Below are 21,170 nucleotides of genomic sequence, written 5' to 3'. Positions count from 1 at the left end.
ATCGATGCTTTGAGGCTATCGGACCGCCTCATCAACGGGCGAAAAGGGACATCAGTAGCCCCTTGAGCGCGTTGTTCTCCAACAGCAGTGCGGTCAGCACGAGTACGAAGCCGAAGACGCCGAGCGTGACGGAGTCGGTCCGCCGGCTGCGTACGGCGAGCTGCCCGCCGAAGCCGGAGAAACGGAGCGCGGCGCCGATCATCACGACGCCGCCGAGGGCGAACCCACCCCACCGCGGGTCCACCAGCAAGGTCACGGCAACGGCGACGACCGCACCCGCCAGGATCAGCGGGTACGGCCCCCAGCTCTCGGAGCTACGGCTCAAAGCCCTGCTCACTCACGCTCATCGCTCCTCGATGGGCTTCCACTTCTGGTCACGCTCTCCGATGTATTCGCTGTCAGGGCGAATCAGGCGGTTGTCGGCATGCTGCTCGATCACGTGGGCCGTCCATCCGGACATGCGGCTGATCGAGAATACCGGCGTGAACAGGTCTGTCGGTATGCCCAGGTAGTGATAGACGGACGCGGCGTAGAAGTCGACGTTCGGGTAGAGGCCCTTCGTCTCGAAGACGACCTCCTCCATCTCCTTGGACATCCGGAAGTAGGTGTCGTCGCCGGTCGACTCGGCCAGTTCCTGTGACATCCGTCGCAGGTGCGTGGCCCGGGGGTCCTCGGTCTTGTAGACGCGGTGCCCGAAGCCCATGATCTTCTCGCCGGCGGCCAGCTTGTCGCGGACGGCCTGGGCCACGCCCGTGGGCGAGATCGACTCCAACGTCTTCATGACCTGCTCGTTCGCGCCGCCGTGCAGCGGGCCCTTGAGGGTTCCGATGGCGGCCACGATGGCGGAGTGCATGTCGGACAGGGTCGCCGCGCACACCCTCGCGGCGAAGGTGGAGGCGTTCATGGTGTGGTCCGCGTGCAGCACCAGGCAGGCGTCGAAGATGTCGACCTCGCGCTGCGCGGGGGTGCGCCCGGTGACCTGCAGGAGGAAGTTCGCCGCGATGCTGAGGGAGGGGTCGGGGGCGGGAACGCTGCCGCCCGTGCGGGCCGCGTGGTAGCGGGCGACCAGCAGGGGCTGCTGCGCGGTCAGTCGCGCGGCCTTGCCCAGGTTGGCCTCGGGCGCGATGGAATCCTTGTCGGGGTCGTCGGCGCCGGACAGGGAGACCAGCGAGCGCAGCGCCTCCATCGGCTTCTGCTTCTCGGCGATCTCGCCGATGTTGGCGGCGACGAGCGCGCCGAGCTCACGTCCGCGCACCAGCTCGGCGCCGTAGGCCTCCAGTCCCTCACGGTCCGGCAGCTTGCCCCGCTGCAGCAGGTAGGCGGTCTCTTCGAACGTCGCTCGGCCGGCCAGGTCGTGGATGTCGTATCCACGGTAGAAGAGCCGGCCGGCCTTCCCATCGATGTCGCTGAGCGCTGTGGACGCTGCTACGACGTCGGCCAGGCCTTTCGTGGGCTTGTCAGCCACTGTCGGGGGCGCTCCGCCTCCCGAGGCCCCCTCGCCCGAGGAATGCTGTTTCATGGTGTTTCCTCCGCTTTTCTCCGCTGGAAGTCTACCTGTGAGCAGGCAAAACCGTCCGCAAAGGTCCAGACCAATTTCATGCGGGATTCTGCTTATGGCAAAGGAGATTCCGCATCCCCTCGGTTGGGTAAGCCGGAGCTGTAGTAATAGTTACGGCGGGCTACCTGGGGAGGAACTGCCGTGGAGGGGCCGTTCATACGCATCGAGGACACTGGCGAGGTGGTCCCGTTGCGCCCCGAGATCACAACGGTGGGGAGGGGCCGCGGTGTCGACATCCGGCTGACCGATCCGAGTGTGTCTCGACTCCATGCCGAGTTCGTCAGGCGAGGACCCTACCTGTACGTCGTTGATCTGGGCCTGTCCCGCAACGGCACACGGGTGAATGGCAGGCCGATCGCCCGGAGGGTCCTTGACGACGGCGACGTCGTCTCCTTCGGAGCGGCGCGCGGTCGGGTCGGCGGGATTCCTCGCGAGGACTTCACGCCCGAAGTCGAGCTCCGCAGGGCGGCGGCGCCCGAGCTGACCAGACGCGAGGTCGACGTGCTGACCTCGCTCTGCCGGCCGGCACTGTCCGACGAGGCGTTCGTGGCGCCGGCGACCGCACGCGAGATCGCCGACGACCTGGTCGTGACCGAAGCCGCGGTGAAGCAGCATCTGCTGCGGCTCTACCAGAAGTTCCGCATCCCGGAGGGCACCAACCGGCGCACGCGACTGGCCAACGAGGTCGTCGCGCTGGGCCTGGTGCGTCCGACCCCTGTGGTGCCACCGCAGCGGACGGGCACGCCTCCGGCCGAGCAGCAGGCGTCGGCGGCCGGCCGCAGGGCCTCCTAGCGAGGGGCGCCGTGCCCGGGAACCCGGGCACGGTGACACCCGGGTTCCCGTCACGCTCGTACGAGCAGCGGCCTACTAGAGGACGCGGAAACCGTTGCTCGGCGCGCTGGTGCGGTTGGCCCGGTCGACGGCCACGGCGTAGTAGTGGTCGCCCCGCTTGCCTTCCGGGTCCAGCCAGCGCACCTGCCGGTCACCGGGGACGACCGCGACCAGGTTGCGGGCGTCGCCGAACGCGTCCGCGGCGGCCCGGCCGGTGAAGCGGAAGATGGCGAACTGGAAGGGCTCGTTCCTGCCGGTCGCCACGGCCCGCACCTCGACCCCGCCGGAGCGGCGCAGCGCGTACGCGATCACGGGCCGCTTCGGTGGCTCGCCCCCGGCCAGGCGGGGCAGCACCGGCGCGAGCGCGGGGCGCGTGTAGTGGTCGTTGACGGCGGTGCTGATGGACGCGATCCGGTCGACGCGCAGGTCGTTGGCGTTGTACCAGATGTCGCCCGAGATCTGCGGGTGGCTCTGGTTGAGCGTGAGGTGCCTGGACAGCTCGGCCGGGTTCTGCCACTCCGCCGCCTGCGCCGGGTCGCCCGCCTTGTACGCCGCCTGCCCGATCCACAGCAGCGTGCCGGTGCCGTCGGCGACGTCCGACCACCACGGGACGAGCTTGGAGTAGTCGGCCGGCGGCTGCCCGATGTACCAGTAGAGCTGCGGCGCGATGTAGTCGAGCCAGCCCTTCTTCACCCAGCCGCGGGTGTCGGCGTGCAGGTTGTCGTAGGACTGGCCGCCGTTGGTCTCGGAGCCGAGCGGGTCGGTGCCCTTGTTGCGCCAGATGCCCGACGGGCTGATGCCCCAGGCGGTCTCCGGCTTCACCTCGCGGACCCGCTGCTGCATCTCCGAGACCATCAGGTCGACGTTGTGCCGGCGCCAGGTGGCCAGATCGGGGAAGCCGCCGCCGTGCTCGGCGAACGCGGCGCTGTCGTCGAAGGCCGTGGTGTTGGTCGGGTAGAAGTAGTCGTCGAAGTGCAGGCCGTCGATGTCGTAGCGGATGAGCGCGTCGAGCATGGCGTCCTGGCAGAACTTACGGACCTCGGGCATGCCCGGGTTGTAGTAGAGCTTGCCGCCGAACGGCAGGATCCAGTCGGGGTTTCGGCGGCCGGGGTGGTCGGGGTGCAGTTGCGCCGGGTCGGCCTGCATGGAGACCCGGTAGGGGTTGAACCAGGCGTGGAAGGCCAGGCCACGCTTGTGCGTCTCCTCCACGGCGAACGCGAGCGGGTCGTAGCCCGGGTCCTGTCCCTGGGTGCCGGTCAGCCAGTGCGACCACGGCTCGTACGTGGACGGCCAGAACGCGTCGGCGGTCGGCCTGATCTGCACGAACACCGAGTTGAGCTTGCGCTGCTCGGCGAGGTCCAGCCAGGCGAGGTATTCGGCCTTCTGCTCGTCGGCGGTGAGCCCCTGCTTCGAGGGCCAGTTGATGTTGACGACCGAGGCGATCCACATGCCGCGCATCTGGCGCAGCGGAGGTGCCTGATCGGCGGCGGCGAAGGCGGGCAGCGGCACGGCCGATGCGGCGACGGCCAGAGCGAGGCCCTTGAGGACGGTCCTTCTGCTGGGCATGGGGGGTGCCTCTCGAACTGTGGTTGTGTCCAGGGCGACGATGGCAGAAAATTACCTTCAGATCAATAATGGTGAAAGAAAATGCCGACCGACCGATCGGGGTGAGGGCGTCACCGGACACCGCCTCTTGGTCACGAGGCCGACCAAGGAGAGCTCATGACGGCTGACCTGCGCCGACTCGCGCTGACGGTGCTCCAGCCCGGCTACCAGGGCACCACGCCGCCCGACTGGCTGCGCAGGGCCCTGGGCGAGGGGCTCGGGGGCGCGGTGCTGTTCGCCCGCAACCGCCCGGACGCGGCGCACGTCCGGGAGCTGCGGGCGGCCAACCCCGAGGTGATCGTCGCGATCGACGAGGAGGGCGGGACGGTCACCAGGCTGGAGGTCGAGACAGGGAGCTCCTTCCCCGGCAACCGCGCGCTGGGCGTGGTCGACGACGTGAGCCTGACCGAGCGGGTCGGCCGGCAGATCGGCCGGCTGCTCGCCGAGGCCGACATCACGCTCGACTACGCGCCCTCGGCGGACGTCAACTCCAATCCGGCCAACCCGGTGATCGGTGTCCGCTCGTTCGGACCGGCGCCCGACCTCGTCGCCCGCCACACCGTCGCCTACGTCGCCGGTCTCCAGGGCGCCGGGGTCGCCGCCTGCGCCAAGCACTTCCCCGGCCACGGTGACACGACCACCGACTCGCATCTGGCCCTGCCGACCGTGCACGCCTCCAGGGAGTCGCTGGCCGAGCGCGATCTGCCGCCGTTCCGCGCCGCCATCGAGGCCGGGGTCCAGTCGATCATGTGCGGGCATCTGCTGGTCCCCGCGCTCGACCCCGGCACGCCCTCGACGTTCAGCCGGGCCATCCTCACCGAGCTCCTGCGGGACGAGCTCGGCTTCGAGGGCCTGCTGGTCACGGACGCGATCGAGATGGAGGCCGTGGCGGCGATGTACCCGCCCGGCGAGATCGCGGTGCGGGCGCTCGGCGCGGGCGCCGACGCCATCTGTGTGGGCCTGACGACCGAGGAGGGCCTGAGCGAGATCACCGGCGCCATCGTGGCGGCGGTACGCGACGGCGTCCTGCCCGAGGAGCGCCTGGCCGAGGCGGCCGCGCGGGTGCGCGCGCTCTCCGGCTGGTACGCCCGCCAGGCCGCCCGGCGCGAGCAGGCCGTGGCCGACGTGGATCCCGGCGTGGGCCTCGACGCCGCCCACGCCGCGCTGACCGTGACGGGCACCGCCCGGCTGACCCGGCCGCCGCTGGTCATCGAGGTCAACACGCGCTTCAGCCAGGCCGTGGACCCGTCGATGCCGACCGGCCTGGCGGCGGAGCTCGCCCGGCTGCTGCCCGGCACCGAGCGGGTGCGGCTGGAGCCGGGCGGCGAGCTGCCCCCGCTGGACGAGCCGGCTCCGGGCAACGCGGCGCCCTCACCCGGCGGGCGGCCGGTGGTGCTCGTGGTGCACGACGCCGCCCGGCACGCCTGGGTGCGCGACAGGGTGGCGCAGGCCGTACGGTCGCGGCCGGACACGATCGTGGTCGACACCGGCATTCCCGGCGTCCCCTCGGGCGCCGCCCACCTCGCCACGCACGGGGTCTCCCGGGTCTCGGCGCGAGCGGCCGCCGAATGGCTGACCCGATGACCGACCAGGCCGGCGAACCCGCCAACCCGGTCGCGGCGGTGCGGGCGGTGCTGCCGTCGCTCACCCCGGCGGCGCAGGCCATCGCGCACATCATCCTGGCCGACCCGAGGGTGGTCGTGCGGAGCACGATCACCGAGTTCAGCGCGGTGTCGGGCACCAGCGAGGCGACGATCGTCCGCACGGCCCGCGCGCTCGGCTTCACCGGTTACTCGCAGCTGCGCTTCGCGCTGGCGGCGGCCGTGGCCAAGGAGCCCGAACGCCTGGTGCCCGGCGACCTCGGGCCCGACGACCCGCTCACGGACGTGATCGCCAAGGTGGCGCGGGCCGAGTCGGAGGCGCTCGCCGACACGGCCGCCCAGCTCGACCCCGACAAGCTGGGCGAGGTGGTGAGCGCCATCGCCGCGGCCCGGCGGGTGGACGTGTACGGCGTCGCGGCCTCGGGGCTCGTGGCCGCCGACATGTCGCAGAAGCTGCTGCGGATCGGCCTGTCCAGCCACCCGTTCAGCGACGCCCACCTGGCGCTGACCAGCGCCGCCCTGCTGCACGACGGCGACGTGGCGGTGGCCATCAGCTGCGGCGGCGAGACGCCCGACGTGCTGGTCCCGGCCCGCACCGCGGCCGAGGGCGGCGCCCTGGTGGTGGCGATCACCAACAATCCGCGCTCCTCGCTGGCGGACCTGGCCCACCACACGCTGGTGTCGGCGGGCCGCGAGACCGCGTTCCGGCCGGGGGCGCTGGCCAGCCGGATCAGCCAGCTGCTGATCGTCGACTGCCTGTTCGTCGGTCTGGCCCAGCGCACCTACGACAAGGCCGACGCCGCCATCCGCGTCACCCGGGAGGCGACGGACCGCTACCGGCGCCGCTGAGGGTCGCGACCGGCACCGCTGACGGTCACCACCGGGAAGGCCGCGGGTCGCGACCGGGCCCGCTGACGGTCGCCACAGGCGGCGGGTCGCTACCGGCGCCGTCTACCTCTCGGCCCGGGTCACGGTCTGCGTGGCGAGGTCGGCCTCGATCCGGCCGGCCGTGGCCAGCAGCGGCGGCAGCAGCTCGCGCCTGGCCCGCTGCAACGTCGTCCGGCTGGCGTGGGTCGAGACGTTCACCGCGGCGACGGTCCGGCCCGTGCGGTCGCGGATGGGCGCGGCGATCGACCGCAGTCCCTCTTCGAGCTCCTGGTCGACCATCGCCCAGCCGCGGGCGCGGACCCGGTCGAGCTCCGCGCGCAGCGCGGCGGGCCGGGTGACGGTCCGCGACGTCAGCCGGCGCAGCTCGGCCCCGTCGAGGAACTCGTCCAGCCGCTCGGCGGGGAGCGCGGCCAGCAGCACGCGGCCCATGGAGGTGCAGTGGGCCGGGAAGCGGGTGCCGATGCTGATGGTCACGCGCATGATCCGGGCCGTGGCGACGCGGGCGACGTAGGTCACGTCCTCACCGTCGAGCACGGCGACCGAGGCCGACTCGTGCACCTCGGCGGCCAGGCGTTCGAGATGGGGGGCGGCCACCTCGGGCAACGAGAGGCTGGACAGGTAGGCGTAGCCGAGCTCCAGCACCCGGGGCGTGAGCGCGAAGAGCCGGCCGTCGCTGCGCACGTAGCCGAGGTCGGCGAGCGTGATCAAAAAGCGCCTGGCCGCGGCCCTGGTGAGGCCGGTGGCGCGGGCCACGTCGCTGAGGGTCAGCTCGGGCGAGGTGGCGCTGAACGCGCGGATGACGGCGAGGCCCCGGGCCAGCGACTGCACATGATCAACCAATTGAGCATCCTTGACAAGGGCCGACGAGAGTGTAGTTTCCACGACATCGGGGGCGTTCGGTCAGAGAATACATGTGCGCATCGCGAACACCTGGAGAAGATGTGCGTCGCACTCTCGTTCTTCCAGCCCTGCTGCTCCTCATCGCCGCGTGTGGCGGCCCGGCCGGCCAGTCGGCGCCGCCGGGCGGGAAGACCAAGGTCAACGCCGGTGTGATCGCGATCGTCGACACGGCGCCGATCCATCTGGGCAAGGCCAAAGGCTTCTTCGACGAGCAGAACATCGACCTGACGATCACACCCGTGCAGGGCGGCGCCGCGAGCATCTCGGGCGCGGTCAGCGGGCAGTTCCAGTTCGCCTTCGCCAACACCACCTCGCTGCTGACCGCCAAGCAGCAGGGGCTCGACGTGAAGGTGGTCGCCAACGGCGTCTCCTCCACCGGCGAGCAGGGCAAGGACTTCAGCGCGGTGCTGGTGAAACCCGACAGCCCGATCAGGACGGCGAAGGACCTGGCGGGCAAGAAGATCTCGGTCAACCAGCTGAAGAACATCGGCGACACCACCGTACGCGCCTCCGTGCGCAAGGCGGGCGGCGACCCGACCGGCATCGAGTTCGTCGAGCTGCCGTTCCCCGACGCGCCCGCCGCGCTCGAGAACGGCAGGGTGGACGCCATCTGGGTGGTCGAGCCGTTCGTCAGCCAGGCGATCAGCCAGGGAGCGCGGCCCGTCGCGTGGAACTTCGCCGACGCGGCGCCCGATCTGACCGTGGCGATGTACTTCACCACCGGCAGGACCGACCCGGAGCTGACCAAGAGGTTCACCGCGGCCATGAGCAAGTCGCTGGAGTGGGCCAACGGCCACCCGGACGAGGTCAGGGACGTGCTCAAGACGTACACGAAGATTTCGCCCGAGGTGATCGCGAAGATCTACCTGCCGAAGTGGCCCGCCCAGGTAAACCGCGAGTCCGTGCAGACCATCGCCGACCTCGCCCTGGCCGACGGCGTGCTGAAGGACAAGGTCGACGTCTCCTCCCTGATGCCGTGAGGCCTGATGCCGTGAGGCCTGATGCCGTGAGGCCTGATGCCGTGAGGCCTGATGCCGTGAGGCCTGATGCCGTGAGGCGGCTGCTCTACGGGCTGGCCGGGCTGGCCGGGCTGCTGGCGCTGCTGGAGGCGGCGCCGCGGCTCGGCCTGGTCGACGAACGGTTCCTGCCGCCCGCCTCGGAGATCCTCGGCACGCTCGGGACCGAGCTGGCCACGGCCGGGCTGTGGATCGCGCTCGGCGAGACCCTGCGCGGCTGGGCGGCCGGCCTGGCCATCGCCTTCGTCCTCGCGGTCGTGGCCGGGGTGGTCATCGGCATCGTCCCCGGGCTGCGGGCCGCGACGAGCTCCACCGTCGAGTTCCTCCGGCCGATACCCTCGGTCGCGCTGGTGCCGCTGGCCACGCTGCTGTTCGGCCCGTCGCTCGGGTCGACGCTCATGCTGGTCGTCTACGCGTCGTTCTGGCAGGTGCTCATCCAGGTCCTGTACGGCGTGGCGGCCGTCGACTCGGTGGCCGACGACACCGCCCGGTCCTACGGGCTGTCCGCCTGGTCGCGGGTCAGGCACCTGGTGTGGCCGACCGCGCTGCCGTACGTCATGACCGGGTTGCGGCTGGCGGCGGCGGTGGCGTTCATCCTGGCGGTCACCGCGGAGCTGGTGATCGGCAGCCCGGGGCTCGGGCTGGAGATCCAGCTCGCGCAGAGCAGCGGCGCGGTCGCCACCGTGTACGCGCTCATCGTGGTCGCCGGACTCGTCGGCATCGGCGTCAACACCGCCGTCCGGCTGCTGGAGCGGCGGGTCCTGGCCTGGCATCCGGCCGTCAGGGCGGAGGTCGTCACATGAGGGCGATCAGACTGCTCGGCCTGCCGGCGCTGCTCGTGCTGGCCTGGTGGGCGGTCAGCGGCAGCTCGTTCTACCTGCCCGGCCCCGACCGGGTGGCCGCCGCGTTCGCCGACACCTGGTTCTCGGCGCGGCTGGTCGAGGACGTGCTGCCCAGCGTGGGCCGGCTGCTCGCGGGCTTCGCCCTCGCCGCGCTGCTGGGCGTGGGGCTCGGGGTGCCGATCGGGCTCTCCCCCAGGCTGCGCGCGATCCTGGAGCCGGTGCTGGAGTTCTTCCGGGCCATCCCGCCGCCCGTGCTGGTGCCGCTGCTGATGCTGCTGGCGGGCATCGACACCCCGATGAAGGTGCTGGTCATCGTCTCGGGCTGCGTCTGGCCGATCCTGCTCAACACCGTCGAGGGCGTCCGCGCGCTGGACGAGGTGCTCTCCGACACCTGCCGGATGTACGGCGTGCGGGGAACCTCCCGGCTGCGCCGCTTCGTGCTGCGCGGCGCCAGCCCGCAGATCATGACCGGCCTGCGGCAGGCGCTGTCCATCGGGATCATCCTCATGGTCATCAGCGAGATGTTCGCCAGTTCCAGCGGGCTCGGCTTCACGATCGTGCTGTTCCAGCGGCAGTTCCAGATCGCCGAGATGTGGAGCGGGATCCTCCTGCTCGGGCTGCTCGGCCTGGCGCTCTCGCTGCTCTTCCGCCGCGTGGAGCGGCGGGTCCTGGCCTGGTACTACGGCAGTGGAGCGGCCCGTGCTTGACATCTCGGAGTTGCGCAAGGTCTACGAGAGCCCCGGCCGCAGCGTGGAGGCGATCCGCTCGCTCACCTTCACCGTCGGCGCGGGCGAGCTGGTGTGCGTGGTCGGGCCGTCCGGCTGCGGCAAGACCACCCTGCTGCGCTCCATCGCCGGGCTGCTGCCGGTGACCGGCGGCGAGGTGCGGGTCGCGGGCGTGCCGGTCACCGGCCCGCCGCCGCGGATGGCCGTGGTCTTCCAGGAGTACGGCCGCAGCCTGTTCCCCTGGATGACCGTGCGCCAGAACGTCGAACTGCCGCTCAAGGAGAAGCGTGTCCCGGCGCCGCGACGCCTGGAGCTGATCGCCCGGTCGCTGCACGCGGTCGGGCTCGGCGACGTGGCCGAGGCGCACCCGTGGCAGTTGTCCGGCGGCATGCAGCAGCGGGTCGCCATCGCCAGAGCCGTGGCGTACGAGCCGCAGGTGCTGCTCATGGACGAGCCGTTCGCCGCCGTGGACGCGCAGACCAGGGCCGACCTGGAGGACCTGATCCTGGCGCTGTGGCGCGACCTGGGCGTGACCACGCTGTTCGTCACCCACGACATCGACGAGGCGGTCTACCTCGGCCAGCGGGTGATCGTGCTGTCCTCGTCGCCGACGGTGGTCATGGAGGACCTGAAGATCGATCTGCCGCCCGAACGCGACCAGCTCACCACCCGCTCCCTGCCCCGGTTCGGCGAGTTACGCGGGCACATCTACGCCCAGATCCAGCGGGCCAGGGGGTCACGATGACCACGGTCAGGGACGCTACGTTCGACGTGCTCAGGCGCACCGGCCTGACCACCGTCTTCGGCAATCCCGGCTCCACCGAGATCACCCTGCTGACCGGGCTGCCCGACGACCTCAGGTTCGTGCTGGCCCTGCACGAGGGCTCGGTGATCGGCATGGCCACCGGCTGGGCGATGGGGCACGACGCGCCCGCGCTGGCCGTGCTGCACACCACGGCCGGGCTGGGCAACGCCGTGGGCGCGATCGCCACCGCGCGGGTCAACCGGGTGCCGCTGGTGATCCTGGTCGGCCAGCAGGACCGCAGGCACCTGGCATTGGAGCCGTTCCTGGCCGGGCGGCTGACCGGGCTGGCCGGTGACTACCCGGTGCGCGTCGAGCAGCCGGCCCGGGCCCAGGACGTGCCCGGGGCCGTGGCCCGTGCCTGGCACGAGGCCGCCACCTTCCGGGGGCCGGCGCTGGTCGTGGTGCCGATGGACGACTGGGCGGCGCCGTACGAGGGCGAGGTTCTGGCGGCGCCGGCGCGGCTGCTGCGCCCGGCGGCGGTCGCGGACGCCGACCTCGCGCCGCTGGTCGAGCTGCTGGCGGGCGCCCGCTCGCCGGCCGTCGTCGCCGGCGCGGGCGTGCCGGCGCGCGGTGCGGACGGGGCGCCGGGCTGGGGCTCGCTGGTCGCGCTGGCCGAGCGGCTGGGGTGCCCCGTCTGGCAGGAGTCCTTCGGAGGGCGGGCCGGGTTCCCGCAGGACCACCCGCGGTACGCGGGCGTGCTGCCCGCCGACCGGCCCCGCCTGCGCCAGGCGCTCTCCGGACACGACGTGGTGCTGGCGGTGGGCGCGCCGGTCTTCCGCCAGTACCCGTTCGCGCCCGGCCCGCTGGTCGAGCCGGGCACCACGGTCGCGCTGGTGACCGCCGACCCGGCCGAGGCGCACCGGAGCCCGGCCGACCTGGCCTACCTGGCCGAACCCGCGACCGTCTGCGCGCGGCTGGCCGAGCTGGTGCCCGCCCGCCCCGCACCGCCTTGGTCCGCGCCGCCGTCGCCGTCCTCGGATGCAGACCCGCTGCGGGCCGCGCTCGCGCCGCCACGGGAGGGCGGCCCGCCGCGGGCCGCGTACGTCCTGCGTGAGCTGGCCCGGCGGCTGCCGGCCGACGTGGTCCTGATCGAGGAGACGCCGTCCTCGCGCCCCGACCTGCACCGGCTGGTGCCCGCCCGCACCCCGCTCGGGTTCGTTTCGGCGGCCATGGGCGGCCTGGGGTTCGCCCTGCCCGCCGCGGTCGGCCTGCGCATGGCGCTGCCCGACCGGCCGGTGGTCGCGGTCGTGGGCGACGGGTCGGCGCTCTACGGGGTGCACGCGTTGTGGAGCGCGGCCCACTACCGGGTGGGGGCGCTGTTCGTGGTGCTCGCCAACAGCAGGTACGCGGTCATGGACCGGCTGGCGGACCAGCACGGGGCCAAGGCGCCGTGGCCGGCCTTCGAGGAGGTCAGCCTGAGTGGCCTGGCCCGGTCGCTGGGTTGCGCGGCCAGGCGGGTGGTCACCCGTGAGGAGCTCGCGGCGGCGCTCGACGAAGTGCTGCCGGCGCTCGCGGCCCGCCAGGAGCCCCTGCTGCTCGACGTCGCCGTGGCCGTGGACCCGGACTTCCAGCCCTGAGGCGCGGGCCCGGCCCCGCGCGGTCCCCGACCACGGCAGGGACGTGCCGCGGGGGCTCGCACCGGCCGGCCCCGGTGCCGACGGGTATCGTTCACCCCGATGTTCAGACTGTGGACGACGAGGCGACCGGCTGGACGCCGCTGATGTCGCGAAGATCCGTCCTCCTGCTCGCCGGCCTCATCCTGGCCTCCCTCAACATGCGCCCCGCGCTCGCCGGGGTGTCACCGCTGCTCGACGAGATCATGGCCGACATGGGGCTGACCCCGGCGGGCGGCGGCGCGATCACCACCGTCATGGTGGTCTGCCTCGGTGTGTTCGGCATGGTCACCCCGGGGCTGGCCAGGCGGATCGGGCTCGACCGGACCCTGTTCGCCGGCCTGCTCCTGCTGGCCTTCGGGATCGTGCTGCGCACCGTGGACGGAGTCTTCTGCCTCTACCTGGGCTCCGCCCTCGCCGGCACCGCCATCGCGGTCCTGAACGTGGCCATGCCCGGCGTGGTCAAGCAGCACTTCCCCGACCGCGTCGGGCTCTACACCTCGATCTACGTCTCGGGCCTGGTGGCGGGCGCGGCCGCGGCCTCCGCGTTCGTGATCCCGCTCGAACAGGCCACCGGCGCCGGCTGGCGCGGCGTGACGGCCATGATGGCGATCCCCGCCGTGGCCGCCGCCCTGCTCTGGCTGCCGCAGGCGCTCAGGAGGCCGGAGGGCTCCGGCGGCGGCACGCGCCCCTTCGCCGCCCTGATGCGCAACAGGGTCACCTGGTACGTGACCGCCTTCATGGGCCTGCAGTCGCTGACCTTCTACGTCGTGCTGGCCTGGCTGCCGACCATCTTCCAGGAGGCCGGGGTGCCGGCCCACCAGGCGGGCTACCTGCTCGGCCTGACCAACCTGACCCAGGTGGTGTCCACGCTGGCGGTGCCCGTACACGCCGGGCGCAGGCGGTCACAGGTGCCGCACGTGACCGTGGCGGCCCTGCTGACCGTCGCGGGCTACACCGGCGTGCTGGTCGCGCCCACGACGGCGCCGTGGCTGTGGGTGATCGTGCTGGGTCTCGGGCAGGGCGCGTCGATCGCGCTGGCGCTGCTCATCATCACGATGCGGGCGCCCGACGCCGCGTCGGTGACGGCCCTGTCGGCGGTGGCCCAGTCGTTCGGCTACGTGCTGGCCGCGGTGGGGCCGGTGCTGATCGGCGTGCTCCGCTCGGCGTCGGGCGGCTGGACGGTGCCCCTGCTGGCCGGGCTGGCCGCCTGCCTGGTGCAGCTCGTGGCCGGCGTCTTCGCGGGCCGGCCACGACCGGACTAGCCCGGCCACGCCTGGATCGCGGCGGCTCGATCGGGCCGACATGACCCACGCCTGGATCGCGGCGGCTCGATCGGGCCGACATGACCCACGCCTGGATCGCGGCGGCTCGGCCGGGCCGCTGGGGCTACAGCCGCTCGGCGGCCTCGACCACGTTGGAGAGCAGCAGGGCGCGGGTCATCGGGCCGACGCCGCCGGGGTTGGGCGTCAGGAAGCCCGCCACCTCGGCCACGTCAGAGGCCACGTCACCGGCGATCTTGCCGTCGACCCGCGAGACACCCACGTCGAGCACCGCCGCGCCGGGCTTGACCATGTCGCGGGTGATGAGGCCGGGCACGCCGGCCGCGGCCACCACGATGTCGGCCCGGCGCACATGGCCGGCCAGGTCCTGGGTGCCGGTGTGGCACAGGGTGACCGTGGCGTTCTCGCTGCGCCGGGTCAGCAGCAGCCCCAGCGAGCGGCCCACCGTGATGCCGCGGCCGACCACGGCCACCTCGGCGCCCTTGACCGGCACGCCGTACTCCTGCAGGAGCAGCACGATGCCGTGGGGCGTGCAGGGCAGCGGCGCGTCGACCATGTGCACCAGCCGCCCGAGGTTGACCGGGTGCAGCCCGTCGGCGTCCTTGGCCGGGTCCATCCGCTCCAGCAGGGCCATCGTGTCGAGATGCTTGGGCAGGGGCAGCTGGACGATGTAGCCGGTGCACTCGGGTGAGGCGTTGAGCTCGTCGATGGCCGCCTCGACCTCGGCCTGCGTGGCGGTGGCGGGAAGGTCGACGCGGATGGAGGCGATGCCCACCTCGGCGCAGTCGCGGTGCTTGCCGGCCACGTAGATCTGGCTGCCGGGGTCGTCGCCGACCAGAACCGTGCCGAGGCCGGGCGTGATGCCTCGGGCTCGGAGCGCGGCCACCCTGGTCGCCAGGTCTGCCTTGATCTTTGCGGCGGTGGCCTTGCCGTCGAGTTTCACTGCGCTCATGTCACGTCATCCTTCCACGCCGGCGGCGGGGGTGCCGCCGGGGCCCCGTCCGGCGTACTGACATCGTTGTCATAGATCTTGGAAGCGCATAGGGTGACGCTCGCCAGCACCGCGTACTCCGAGGAGTTCCCTTGCCCGCACGCCTACTCTCAGCGGAGTCGACGGACCTGTTCGTCGGGTCGGAGGCCGAGCCGCACCAGGTGCTGAAGGTCACCGTCAGGCAGGGCGGACGCGAGACGCCGCTGGACGTCCGGGGACGGGGCGTCTCGTGCGCGACGGCGGTGAGCGTGCCCCCGGGGGTGGGCGCGCTCACCCTGGAGGTGCCGCTGAGAGTGTCCGCGCCGCCGGGCACGACGGTCCCGTGCCGGGTCACGCTCGGTGACGAGGCGCTGGAGGCCGAGGTCACGGCCGAGCGGCCCGGGTGGACGATGCACATGGTGTCGCACTTCCACTACGACCCGGTCTGGTGGAACACCCAGGCCGCCTACACCAGCCCCTGGGAGCTGCTGGCCGGTGACTCGACGACCCGGCCGCTCTGGGAGCGCAACGCGTTCGCGCTGGTCGAGGCGCACATCGAGCTGGCCCTGCGCGACCCCGACTACCGGTTCGTGCTGGCCGAGGTCGACTACCTGAAGCCGTTCTTCGACGTGCACCCCGAGCGGCGGGCCGACCTGCGGGCACTGCTGCGCGAGGGGCGCGTGGAGTTGGTCGGCGGCACCTACAACGAGCCCAACACCAACCTGACCGGGGCCGAGACGACGATCCGCAACCTCGTCTACGGCATCGGCTACCAGCGCGACATCCTCGGCGGCGATCCCCGCACGGCGTGGCAGCTCGACGTGTTCGGACACGACCCGCAGTTCCCTGGCTACCTCGCGGCGGCCGGCCTGTCCGGCAGCGCGTGGGCGCGCGGGCCGTTCCACCAGTGGGGGCCGATCTCCAAGAACTTCGGCCCGGCCAAGGACGACGCCGCCGTGATGCAGTTTCCCAGCGAGTTCGAGTGGATCTCGCCGTCGGGGCTGGGCGTGCTGACCCACTACATGCCGGCGCACTACTCGGCCGGCTGGTGGATGGACTCCTCGCCGACGCTGGAGGAGGCGGCCGAGGCCACCTACCGGCTCTACCGGTCGCTCAAGCCCGTCGCCGCGACCCGGCACATCCTGCTGCCGGTCGGCACCGACTACACGCCGCCCAACAAGTGGGTGACCGACATCCACCGCTCCTGGGCCGAGCGTTACGTCTGGCCGCGGTTCGTGTGCAGCACGCCCCAGGACTTCCTGCGGGCCGTACGTGAGGAGACATCGGCGTTCAGCCCGCAGACGCGGGACATGAACCCGGTCTACACCGGCAAGGACGTCTCCTACATCGACACCAAGCAGGCCCAGCGGGCCGCCGAGGTGGCGGCTCTCGACGCCGAGCGGCTGTCGGCGTTCGCCGCCCTGCTCGGGCTCGGGCGCTACCCGCATACCGCGCTGGACAAGGTGTGGCGGCAGCTCGCCTACGGCGCGCACCACGACGCGATCACCGGCTCCGAGTCCGACCAGGTCTACATCGACCTGCTCACCGGCTGGCGCGAGGCGCACGACCTCGCCGCCGACGCCCGCGACCGCGCGCTGGCCGCCCTGACCGGCCGGATCGCCGTGGACGGGCCGAGCGTCGTGGTGACCAACACCCTGCCGTTCGCCCGCGACGGCCTCGTACGCGTGCGGGTCGCGCCCGGTCTGCGCCCCGGCGACGCCCCCGCCGTGTACGAAGACGGCACGCTGACCTTCCTGGCCCGCGACGTCCCCTCGATGGGCTGGCGCACCTACCCGCTCACCGAGGGCGCCCCGGGCGCCTGGCAGCCGATGGACGGCACGACCATCGAGAACGAACGCTGGCGCGTCACCGCCGATCCGGCACGCGGCGGCGGCCTGACCTCGATCCTCGACCGGTCGAGCGAGCGTGAGCTGCTCACCGGGCTGGGCAACGAGCTGCGCCTGTACGACGAATATCCGCAACATCCCGACATGGGAGAAGGCCCCTGGCACCTCATGCCGACCGGCGTCATCACCGGCTCAGGTTCCAGCTCCGACTCCGACTCGGGCTCGGGTTTTGACGAGTCTGAGGCGGCGGTCGTGCGGGCCGAGGTGAGTCCCCTCGGTCAGCAGCTGACCGTCACCGGCCGGGTCGGCGATCTCGCCTACGAGCAGGTGATCACCCTGCTGACCGGCTCCGACCGCATCGACTTCGGCACCCGCGTGCTCGACCACACCGGCGCCGACCGCCTGCTCAGGGTCCGTTTCCCGGCCCAGGTGGAAGGCGCGCTGCCGGTCTCCGACGTCGCGGGCGCCGTGGTCGGGCGCGGCTTCGCGCTGCCCGACGTCGACTCCGCCCGGCATCCGTGGACGCTGGACAACCCGGCGAACACCTGGTTCGGCCTGTCGGCCACCGCCAGGGTCGACCTCGGCGAGGCGGGCGCGCGGGCGCTCGGCGTCGCCGAGGTCGTCGTGCCTCGCCAGGAGGACGCTCCCCTGGCCCGCGACCTCGTGGTGGCGCTGGCCCGCGCGGGCGTGACGGCCACCACCTCGTCCGCGACCGGCCCCCGCTACGGCTGGCTGGACGTCGACTCCAACCTGCCGGACGTCCGCCTCATCCTGGGCGGGCCCGACGACAACCCGCTGGCGGCCGAGCTGCTCGACCGCAGCGACCCCGCCTACCGCGACGCGCTCAAGGCGGGCGCGCGGGCCGTCTGGGTGCCCGCCGAACGGCCGCTGGCCGAGGTCTGGCAGCCGAGCGCCGACCTGCGCGACGTACGCGCCCTGCCCGCGCTGATCGTCGCCGGACCGCTGCCGTCGCTGGTGTCGTGGCTGGTGCAGGACCTGGCCGACGCGACGATCGAGGCCGTCTGCCCGCTGGGCGGCGAACGGCTCGAAGACAGGACCGTCGCGCTGCTCACGTACGGGCTGCCGGGCTTCGCGGTCGACCCGTCCGGGGCGCTGCACCTGTCGCTGATGCGCTCCTGCACGGGCTGGCCGTCGGGGATCTGGCTCGACCCGCCCCGCCGCACGGCTCCGGACGGTTCGGCCTTCCAGTTGCAGCACTGGACGCACGAGTTCTCGTACGCGCTGACCGGCGGCGAGGGCGACTGGCGGGCCCGCGCGCTGCCCGCGGCCGGCCAGAATTTCATCACCCCGCTGCTCCCCCGTGTCGTCGACGGACCCGGCGGCGAGTCGCCTCCCGTGCACTCGCTCCTCAGCGTGGAGCCCGCCCGTGACGTGCTGCTCGGCACCCTCAAGGCCACCGGCAACCCGCACGCCCACGGCCTGGCCCGGCACGACGCCTCGGGCGTCACGATCCGCCTGGTCGAGTCGACCGGCCTCGGCTCGACGGCCGTGCTCCACTCGCCGATCCTCCAACTCGACCGGCTGACCCGCTCCGACCTGCTCGAACGGCCCGGTGAGCCGGTGCGCGACCTCGTCCTCTCCGGAGCCGAGGTCGCCACCTTCCTCGTCCACTCCCCGCAGCCGTACGAACGGGGAGGCACGGCGGAGGCGGCGCGACGCGCCCTGGGGGCCACCGAGATGACGGCGCGGCCCGTAACCACCGAAGTGACGGCGCGGCGCGCGCTCGAAACCGGCGCCGGGCAGGCGCCGCCGGAGCTGGGGGCGACCGCCGAGGTCGCGCAGCCGGTCTACAGCCGCTACTGGCTGCACAACAAGGGGCCCGCTCCGCTCGGTTACCTGCCGGTGTCGATCGCGGTCACTCCCGGCCTGGTCACGCCGTCGGAGGCGTTCGAGGTGTCGGTGGTGGTCTCGTCACACCTGGTCGACGCGGCGCACGAGGGCGTGGTGGACGTCCTCGTGCCCGACGGCTGGGCCGCCACGCCGGCCCGGCGGGTGTTCCGCCTCGAACCGGGCGGCCACCTGCGCTTCCCCGTGACCGTCACACCCGGCGCACCCGCCGAACCGGGCACTACGAACACACCTGGGCCCGGCCAGGGCCTGTACTTCGTCTCGGTCCGTACGTCCGCGGGTGGCCAGCAGGTCGAGGACGTGGTCACCGTCGCGCTCGGCGACGCCCCCTCGCTGCCCGTTCCCGGCCCGCTCCCCGCTCCCGGCCAGGCGATTCACGGCACCATGGCCACCGAGGGTGCCGTCACGGGCCTCTCGGTCTCGCCGGTCGAGGAGTCGCTCTCCCTCCGCCCTGGTGAGTGTTCCTCGATCGAGGTACGCCTCACGAACGGCACCTCCGGCGAGATCAGGGGCGAGGCGCAGCTCGCGGCCCCCTGGGGCACCTGGGACCTGCTGCCCGAGGTCATCAGAGGCTTCAGCCTGCCGCCGGGCGAGTCGGTGACCGTCGGCTTCCCCGTCGAGGTGCCCGAGGACGCGCCCGCCGGCCACGCCTGGGCCATGGCCAAGGTCATGTGGTTCGGCCGCTGCCAGTACACCCCGGCCATCCGCCTGGAGGTGACCCGATGACCCGCCAGGGAGCGCCCCCGGCCGGGCTCGGTCCGGTGGTCGGCTGGGTCGGTGACCGGGCGATCCCGAGAGAGCTACTGGATCGCCGGATCGCCGAGTTGCGCGACGGCCCGCTGGCCGGGGCGCTGCCGGTGCCCGGAAGCTCCGAGGACCGGCAGTTGGCCAGGTGGCTGGCCCAGGTGATCCTGACCGAGGCGCTCTGCGAGGACGAGGCGTCGGCCCGGGGCCTCGCGCCGGTCGGGGGCGGCCCGCTCGACCGGGTGGCGGCCGTGGAGCTGGGCTCCATCAACGCCTCCGCCTTCAACGTCAGCCCTTGGGTGCGCGCGGTCTTCGAGGACGTCACGGCGGCTGTGGGCGTACCTCCCGAGTGGCACCGCCGTCCACCGGACGCACCTCCCGGCCGGCCGATCGCCGATCCGCACGCCATCCGGCCACCGCGACCAGCGGAGGCACCGGCCCGCGAGCCGCGACCGAGCCACGAGGCGCGGGCGACGGCCCCGCTGGAGGAGGCGGCCGAGCGGTTCGCCGTGTGGCACGGGCTGTTCGGCGACCGCGCTCAGGCGGAGGCCGCCACCGACCGCGACCTGGAACCCCTGGGCGTCGTGACCCTGGGCTCCCTGCCGACCGCCATCGCCGACGCCCTCCGCGCCGCCCCCGAGGGGACACGTGCCGGGCCGGTGGAGGACCCCCTGGGCTGGCACGTCGCGACGGCCCGGCCGGAGCCCGTTCCCTCCCCGGAACGGTCCGGCGACCGCAGAACGATCCCCGCCCCCGTCCCGCCCTGGGAGCGGGCCGGGGGCTCGCCGGAGGGGGCGGCGCGGCGACGCGCGTTCGCCCGCTGGCTCGACCAGAAACGTGCCGAAAGGATCAGACTCGTGCCCGGTCTCGAACATCCTGGCGACCCCCGCCAGCCCGACAACCACCACAAGCACTGATGTCCCGCGTCCTCGCCGTCGACATCGGAGGGACCAAGCTCGCCGCCGCGCTGGTGGACGAGGCGGGGTCCGCCTCGCGTTCCGCCACCCGGCCGACGCCGCGTACGGACGTCATGTCCGCGCTCGCGACCCTCATCGGCGAGGTGACCGGCGGGGAGCCGGCCCTGGTGGCGGCCGGCATCGGCTGCGCCGGGCCGCTGGACCTGGCGGAGGGGACCGTCAGCCCGGTGAACATGCCGAGCTGGCGCGGATTCCCGGTGCGCGAGGAGGTGCGGCGGCTGACCGGGCTGCCGACCGTGCTGGCGGGCGACGCGCAGTGCTTCGCGTTGGGTGAGCACTGGCTGGGCGCCGGTCGCGGCAGCTCGTCGCTGCTCGGGGTGGTGGTGTCCACCGGCATCGGTGGCGGGCTGGTGATCGACGGCGTGCCGCTGCTGGGACTCACCGGCAATGCCGGACATGTCGGCCACATGACCGTGGACCCGTACGGCGAAGAATGCGAGTGCGGCGGGCGCGGCTGCGTCGAGCGCTACTCCAGCGGCCCCAACCTGGCGCGGTGGGCGCTGAGCAACGGCTGGAAGGTGCCGGACGGATCACCCGCCGACGCGCGGGCGCTGGCCCGCGACGCCTCGGCGGGAGAGCCCGTCGCGGTGGCGGCGTTCGAGCGGGGAGCCAGGGCCCTCGCCGGGATGATCGCCTCGACCGCGGCGGCCACGGAGGTGACCAGCGTCGTCATCGGCGGCGGGGTCTCGGCGGCCGGGCCGGTGCTGTTCGAGCCGCTGGCACGGGCGCTGGACGAGGTGGCGGGGCTCGCGTTCGTCAGGGCGGTGCGGGTGCGGCGGTCGACGCTGGGTGTCCGGGCGGCGCTGGCGGGCGCCGCCAAGCTGGCCTGGGACTACTCGCGCTCGGCCGGCTGAGCCTCGCGCCGCTCGATGATCCTGCGCGTGAACGGGATGACCTCGACGACCCGGCCGCCTAGGTAGGCGCCGACGAAGGCGAGAGCCAGCAGCACGAAAGGGCTGGCGGACAGCTCGTTCAGGCTCACGAAGGCGTACAGAATCGCGTCAAACAGCGCCATAAGGGGACTCCGGGGGAAGAAACAGACGGCGAGGCCCACAGGTTAACCTCACCCGCCGTCTGTTCGCTCCCGACTTGGTGG

At 72.8% G+C, this 21,170-nt stretch carries 18 protein-coding genes; 12 read left to right on the top strand and 6 right to left on the bottom strand.

The window, feature by feature from the left end:
* Positions 1-31 precede the first annotated feature (31 nt).
* Positions 32-325, bottom strand: a complete 294-nt coding sequence (locus tag AC5L3X_RS18845; protein WP_189128868.1) for a DUF3017 domain-containing protein — start codon at positions 323-325, stop codon at positions 32-34.
* A gap of 18 nt (positions 326-343) precedes the next feature.
* Positions 344-1,465, bottom strand: a complete 1,122-nt coding sequence (locus AC5L3X_RS18840) for a citrate/2-methylcitrate synthase (RefSeq protein ID WP_494858397.1) — start codon at positions 1,463-1,465, stop codon at positions 344-346.
* 234 nt (positions 1,466-1,699) lie between these two features.
* On the opposite strand from AC5L3X_RS18840, the gene AC5L3X_RS18835 reads away from it, so the two are divergent.
* Entirely contained in the window at positions 1,700-2,350 is a 651-nt protein-coding gene (locus tag AC5L3X_RS18835) for an FHA domain-containing protein (protein WP_189128866.1), read from the top strand.
* Between the two features lie 75 nt (positions 2,351-2,425).
* Here AC5L3X_RS18835 and AC5L3X_RS18830 read toward each other — a convergent pair whose 3' ends face one another.
* Positions 2,426-3,955: a glycoside hydrolase family 10-like protein gene (locus AC5L3X_RS18830; protein WP_494858396.1), complete on the bottom strand. Its 1,530-nt coding sequence runs from the start codon at positions 3,953-3,955 to the stop codon at positions 2,426-2,428.
* A gap of 156 nt (positions 3,956-4,111) precedes the next feature.
* Here AC5L3X_RS18830 and AC5L3X_RS18825 point away from each other — a divergent pair, with 156 nt between their 5' ends.
* Complete coding sequence (locus AC5L3X_RS18825) at positions 4,112-5,578, top strand: glycoside hydrolase family 3 protein (RefSeq protein ID WP_494858395.1); 1,467 nt, start codon at positions 4,112-4,114, stop codon at positions 5,576-5,578.
* The gene (locus AC5L3X_RS18820) at positions 5,575-6,444 is read left to right on the top strand and encodes a MurR/RpiR family transcriptional regulator (protein ID WP_189128904.1); all 870 of its coding nucleotides are present in this window, start codon (positions 5,575-5,577) and stop codon (positions 6,442-6,444) included. The genes AC5L3X_RS18825 and AC5L3X_RS18820 overlap by 4 nt, the downstream gene beginning before the upstream one ends.
* A gap of 102 nt (positions 6,445-6,546) precedes the next feature.
* On the opposite strand, the gene AC5L3X_RS18815 is transcribed toward AC5L3X_RS18820, so the two are convergent.
* On the bottom strand, positions 6,547-7,323 hold the full coding sequence (locus AC5L3X_RS18815) for an IclR family transcriptional regulator domain-containing protein (RefSeq protein WP_494858394.1): 777 nt from the start codon (positions 7,321-7,323) through the stop codon (positions 6,547-6,549).
* Positions 7,324-7,424: 101 nt separating this feature from the next.
* On the opposite strand from AC5L3X_RS18815, the gene AC5L3X_RS18810 reads away from it, so the two are divergent.
* From AC5L3X_RS18810 to AC5L3X_RS18785, 6 genes are all read left to right on the top strand, one after another.
* Positions 7,425-8,363: an ABC transporter substrate-binding protein gene (locus AC5L3X_RS18810; RefSeq protein ID WP_494858393.1), complete on the top strand. Its 939-nt coding sequence runs from the start codon at positions 7,425-7,427 to the stop codon at positions 8,361-8,363.
* 71 nt (positions 8,364-8,434) lie between these two features.
* Positions 8,435-9,202 (top strand): ABC transporter permease, encoded by a 768-nt coding sequence (locus AC5L3X_RS18805; RefSeq protein WP_494858392.1) that lies wholly within the window; start codon positions 8,435-8,437, stop codon positions 9,200-9,202.
* Positions 9,199-9,948 carry an ABC transporter permease gene (locus AC5L3X_RS18800; RefSeq protein WP_494858391.1) on the top strand — a complete coding sequence of 250 codons (750 nt, stop codon included), beginning with the start codon at positions 9,199-9,201 and terminating at the stop codon, positions 9,946-9,948. The genes AC5L3X_RS18805 and AC5L3X_RS18800 overlap by 4 nt, the downstream gene beginning before the upstream one ends.
* On the top strand, positions 9,941-10,711 hold the full coding sequence (locus AC5L3X_RS18795; protein ID WP_494858390.1) for an ABC transporter ATP-binding protein: 771 nt from the start codon (positions 9,941-9,943) through the stop codon (positions 10,709-10,711). The genes AC5L3X_RS18800 and AC5L3X_RS18795 overlap by 8 nt, the downstream gene beginning before the upstream one ends.
* Positions 10,708-12,348: a thiamine pyrophosphate-dependent enzyme gene (locus tag AC5L3X_RS18790; RefSeq protein ID WP_494858388.1), complete on the top strand. Its 1,641-nt coding sequence runs from the start codon at positions 10,708-10,710 to the stop codon at positions 12,346-12,348. The genes AC5L3X_RS18795 and AC5L3X_RS18790 overlap by 4 nt, the downstream gene beginning before the upstream one ends.
* Before the next feature lie 110 nt (positions 12,349-12,458).
* Positions 12,459-13,649, top strand: coding sequence for a CynX/NimT family MFS transporter (locus AC5L3X_RS18785; RefSeq protein ID WP_225263632.1), 1,191 nt, complete (start codon positions 12,459-12,461; stop codon positions 13,647-13,649).
* A gap of 124 nt (positions 13,650-13,773) precedes the next feature.
* Here AC5L3X_RS18785 and AC5L3X_RS18780 read toward each other — a convergent pair whose 3' ends face one another.
* Positions 13,774-14,619 (bottom strand): bifunctional methylenetetrahydrofolate dehydrogenase/methenyltetrahydrofolate cyclohydrolase, encoded by an 846-nt coding sequence (locus AC5L3X_RS18780; protein WP_189126248.1) that lies wholly within the window; start codon positions 14,617-14,619, stop codon positions 13,774-13,776.
* Positions 14,620-14,750: 131 nt separating this feature from the next.
* Here AC5L3X_RS18780 and AC5L3X_RS18775 point away from each other — a divergent pair, with 131 nt between their 5' ends.
* Genes AC5L3X_RS18775 through AC5L3X_RS18765 form a run of 3 tightly spaced genes read left to right on the top strand, consistent with a single transcriptional unit; the run spans position 14,751 to position 20,928 of the window.
* Positions 14,751-19,079, top strand: coding sequence for a glycoside hydrolase family 38 N-terminal domain-containing protein (locus AC5L3X_RS18775; protein WP_494858386.1), 4,329 nt, complete (start codon positions 14,751-14,753; stop codon positions 19,077-19,079).
* A complete protein-coding gene (locus AC5L3X_RS18770; RefSeq protein WP_494858385.1) occupies positions 19,076-20,014 on the top strand; it encodes a peptidylprolyl isomerase in 939 nt (312 codons plus the stop codon). Before AC5L3X_RS18775 ends, AC5L3X_RS18770 begins: the two co-directional genes overlap by 4 nt.
* On the top strand, positions 20,014-20,928 hold the full coding sequence (locus tag AC5L3X_RS18765; RefSeq protein ID WP_494858383.1) for an ROK family protein: 915 nt from the start codon (positions 20,014-20,016) through the stop codon (positions 20,926-20,928). Before AC5L3X_RS18770 ends, AC5L3X_RS18765 begins: the two co-directional genes overlap by 1 nt.
* Here AC5L3X_RS18765 and AC5L3X_RS18760 read toward each other — a convergent pair.
* Positions 20,907-21,089 (bottom strand): hypothetical protein, encoded by a 183-nt coding sequence (locus AC5L3X_RS18760; protein ID WP_189126414.1) that lies wholly within the window; start codon positions 21,087-21,089, stop codon positions 20,907-20,909. The genes AC5L3X_RS18765 and AC5L3X_RS18760 overlap by 22 nt on opposite strands.
* Positions 21,090-21,170: the final 81 nt, after the last annotated feature.

Source organism: Nonomuraea sp. CX421 (assembly GCF_059358955.1).
Note: the sequence above shows the minus strand (reverse complement) of the source record. Positions and strands in the feature narration are given on the sequence as shown.